Raw genomic sequence first — 2,700 nt, forward strand, 5'->3', positions numbered from 1 at the left:
GGGCCGGATAGGCTCGCCGGTGCCGTGGTGCTCGGGAAGCCGGAGGGAAAGCCGGCGCGGCCCTCGCCACTGTAGTCGCGGAGTCGAGCGACCCTCGTCCGTCCCACGCGGGGCGGAGACCACTGGGCCACGGCCCGGGAAGGTCGGTCGCACGGCGTCGATGCGAAAGCCAGGAGACCGGCCACGGCGTCATGTTCCACGAGGGTTTGGAGAAGAACATGCGCCATGACCGGCGTTCGGCGTCCCCTGAGGACGCCACGGCACCATCTACTGAGGCCACGGGTACTGAGGCCACGGCACCATCTGACAACACGGCACCGTCCGATGGCGCCGCACCACAGGCACCCCGTATCGCCCTGCTGTCCACCTCCGACACGGACCTGCTCTCCGCTCGCGCCTCCCGGGCCGACTGGACGCTCGGCAACCCGTCCCGGATCGACGTGGAGACGGACCTGCCCGGCCTGCTCTCCGGCACCGACCTCATCGTCGTCCGGATCCTCGGGTCGCGCAGGTCCTGGGAGCCCGGCTTCGAGGCCGTGATGGCCACCGGCGGACCGGTGGTGGTCCTCGGCGGCGAGCAGGCCCCGGATGCCGACCTGATGGAGTTGTCCACGGTGCCGATCGGCATCGCGGCCGAGGCGCACCGCTATCTCGCCGAGGGTGGGGAGCGGAACCTCGCCCAGCTCCACGCCTTCCTCTCGGACACCGTGCTGCTCACCGGCACCGGGTTCGAACCCCCGGAGAGCGTCCCCGTGTGGGGGATGCCGCCGCGGCCGGGTGGCGATTCCCCGGCGAGTGGTCACAAACGTGGCGAATCCCGACACGCGACCTGGGAGAACGCGAGCGAAATCGACCAGTCGCGGGGCGGCCCCGGGGTGGACCAGTCGCGGGGCCTCCCCCGCGTCGGAGTGCTCTACTACCGCGCCCACGAGGTGAGCGGGAACTCCGGATTCGCGCACGCGCTGGCCGACGCGATCGACGCCACCGGGCAGGCCGTGGGCGTGCCCGTGTTCGCCGGTTCCCTGCGCTCGGCGCCCGACGAGTTGTTCGACGCGCTCGGGACGCTCGACGCGCTGATCGTCACGGTGCTGGCGGCCGGCGGGACCACGCCCGGGGCGGTGAGCGCGGGCGGCGAGGACGAGACGTGGGACGTCGAACGGATCGCCGTGCTCGACATCCCCGTGCTCCAGGGACTGTGCCTCACGTGGAGTCGGGAGGACTGGGAGGCCTCCGACGACGGCGTCAACCCGCTGGACTCGGCCAACCAGATCGCGATCCCCGAGTTCGACGGCCGCATCATCACCGCGCCGTTCTCGTTCAAGGAGATCGACGCCGACGGATTGCCCCGGTACGTCGCCGACCCCGAGCGCTGCGCGCGCGTCGCGGGGATCGCGGTGTCACACGCGCGACTGCGCCACGTCCCCGCGGCCGACCGCCGGATCGCCCTGGTGCTCTCGGCCTACCCGACCAAGCACTCCCGGATCGGCAACGCGGTCGGCCTGGACACCCCGGTCTCGACCATCCGGCTGCTGCGCCGGATGCGCGACGAGGGCTACGACCTGGGTCCGGAGGACGGGCCTGTCGCCAGGTTCCTCGACGTCGCCGACAGTGGCTCGGAGGGCACCTACGCCGACGACACGGCCGCCGGTGACGCCCTGATCCACGCCCTGATCGCCGCGGGCGGACAGGACGAGGAGTGGCTGACCAACGCCCAGCTCACCGACAGTCACGTGCGGATCTCCCCCGACGACTACCTGCGGTGGACGGCGGACCTGCCGGAGTCGCTGCGCGCGGAGATGGTGGACGCCTGGGGGCAGGCCCCCGGTCGGTTGTTCGTCAACGACGCCGGCGAGATCGTCCTGGCCACGATCTCGGCCGGCAACGTCGTCCTGTTGATCCAGCCGCCCCGCGGCTTCGGCGAGAACCCGGTGGCGATCTACCACGACCCCGAGTTGGCGCCCTCCCACCACTATCTGGCCGCCTACCGGTGGCTCGCCAAGGGGTTCGGCGCCCATGCGCTGGTCCACATCGGCAAGCACGGGTCGCTGGAATGGCTGCCGGGCAAGAACGCCGCGCTGTCGGCGGCGTGCGCGACCGACGCGGCGATCGCGGACCTACCGCTGATCTACCCGTTCCTCGTCAACGACCCCGGCGAGGGCGCCCAGGCCAAACGCCGCGCCCACGCCACGATCGTCGATCACCTGGTGCCGCCCATGGCGCGCGCCGAGGCCTACGGCGACATCGCCCGCCTCGAGCAGCTGCTGGACGAGTACGGCAACATCGCCTCCATGGACCCGGCCAAGCTGCCGGCGATCCGCGCGCAGATCTGGACACTCATGCGGTCCGCGCACATGCACGAGGACCTGGGACTGGAGCAGCAGCCCGGTGACGAGGAGTTCGACGACTTCCTGCTCCACGTCGACGGGTGGCTGTGCGAGATCAAGGACGTCCAGATCCGCGACGGGCTGCACGTGCTGGGTCAGGCGCCGGACGGCGAGGCGCGGGTGAACCTGGTGCTCGCCATCCTGCGGGCCTCGCAGGTGTGGGGCGGCGAATTCGGTGCCGTTCCCGGTCTGCGTCGCGCCCTCGGCCTGGTCGAGGACGCCCCGACCCAGGAGGTCGACCGCGTGGAGGCCCGGGCCCGGGCGCTGGTCGAGGCCATGGACGCGCGGGGCTGGGACCCCGCGGCGGTGCCGGAGG

Annotated in this window: 1 protein-coding gene and 1 riboswitch; the gene reads left to right on the forward strand. The window is 72.0% G+C overall.

Annotated elements, in window-relative coordinates; translation table 11 throughout:
* The first annotated feature begins 8 nt into the window (after window positions 1–8).
* Window positions 9–201: riboswitch (cobalamin riboswitch) on the forward strand.
* The coding region (locus G6026_RS14920) for a cobaltochelatase subunit CobN (RefSeq protein WP_182613636.1) at window positions 192–2,700 on the forward strand (2,509 nt) is incomplete at its 3' end. (Overlaps the previous riboswitch by 10 nt.)

Origin of the sequence: Dietzia sp. DQ11-38-2 (assembly GCF_014145055.1) — a bacterium.
Taxonomy (GTDB): Bacteria; Actinomycetota; Actinomycetes; order Mycobacteriales; family Mycobacteriaceae; genus Dietzia.